This window comes from Amycolatopsis sp. SID8362 (assembly GCF_010550475.1).
Lineage (GTDB): Bacteria > Actinomycetota > Actinomycetes > Mycobacteriales > Pseudonocardiaceae > Amycolatopsis > Amycolatopsis eburnea.
In genome coordinates this window covers 1-1,112 of the sequence record NZ_JAAGNB010000803.1, presented here as the reverse complement: position 1 = coordinate 1,112, position 1,112 = coordinate 1, and the positions used below count along the sequence as shown (strand labels likewise).

Sequence of the window (1,112 nt, the reverse complement as noted above, 5' to 3'; positions counted from 1 at the left end):
GGCGGGGAAGTGGAGAGCCGGGCGCAGTTGGGAGAGGGGCGTGAACCGGAGCCGGTGGATTTGCGGCGGGCGGTGCGGTTGTCCCGGCGGGTCGGGGCGGCCGCGTTGCTGGTCGCCGCCGCCATCGCAGCCCCCACCACTCCCTGGGGGGCGGCCCCTGTCCAGTCTATCGGCCCCCGCCGGGGGAAACGCTCCGCTCGGCGATCTGTGGACAACTCGGTGGGCCGCGGCGTGGCTGTGGACAACCGGTGAGCGGCCTCCTCGTCGCCGGCACGACGTCCGATGCCGGGAAGAGCCTGGTCACCGCCGGGATCTGCCGGTGGCTCGCGCGTCGCGGGATCCGCGTGGCTCCCTTCAAGGCCCAGAACATGTCCAACAACTCCATGGTCTGCGGCGACGGCGCCGAGATCGGGCGGGCGCAGTGGGTGCAGGCGCGCGCCGCCGGGGTGGAGCCCGAGGCCGCCATGAACCCCGTGCTGCTCAAGCCCGGGAGCGACCGGCGCAGTCACGTCGTCGCGCTCGGGAAGCCGTTCGGCACGCTCGAAGCCGGTGAGTACGCGACCGGCCGGGCCGGGCTCGCCGAGATCGCGTTCGGGGCGTACGAGGACCTCAGCGCCCGCTACGACGTCGTCGTCTGCGAGGGTGCCGGCAGCCCGGCGGAGATCAATCTCCGCGGCGGCGACTACGTCAACATGGGGCTCGCGCGGCGGTTCGGGCTGCCGGTCCTGGTCGTCGGCGACATCGACCGCGGCGGGGTGCTGGCCGCGATGTTCGGCACCCTCGCGCTGCTCTCGGCCGAGGACCAGGCGCTCGTCGCGGGCTGGGTGGTCAACAAGTTCCGCGGCGACGTCGGCCTGCTGCGCCCGGGCTTGGACAGCCTCGAGAAGGTCGCCGGGCGGCCCGTGCTGGGCGTGCTGCCCTGGCTCGACCGCGTGTGGATCGACTCGGAGGACGCGCTGGCGGTCGCGGGCTGGCGGCGGGAGACCCATGGCCCCGGCCTGCGCGTGGCGGTCGTCCGGTTCCCGCGCGCGTCCAACGCCACCGACGTCGACGCGCTCGCCGCCGAGCCCGGGGTCACGGTCACGCTGACCGCCGACCCGGACGTCGTCGTG

The 1,112-nt window shown here is 74.6% G+C and carries 1 protein-coding gene; it reads left to right on the top strand.

Annotation, left to right across the window (positions count from 1 at the left end; all coding sequences use genetic code 11):
* Nucleotides 1-248 precede the first annotated feature (248 nt).
* The coding region (locus G3I65_RS24850; protein ID WP_160698239.1) for a cobyric acid synthase at nt 249-1,112 on the top strand (864 nt) is incomplete at its 3' end.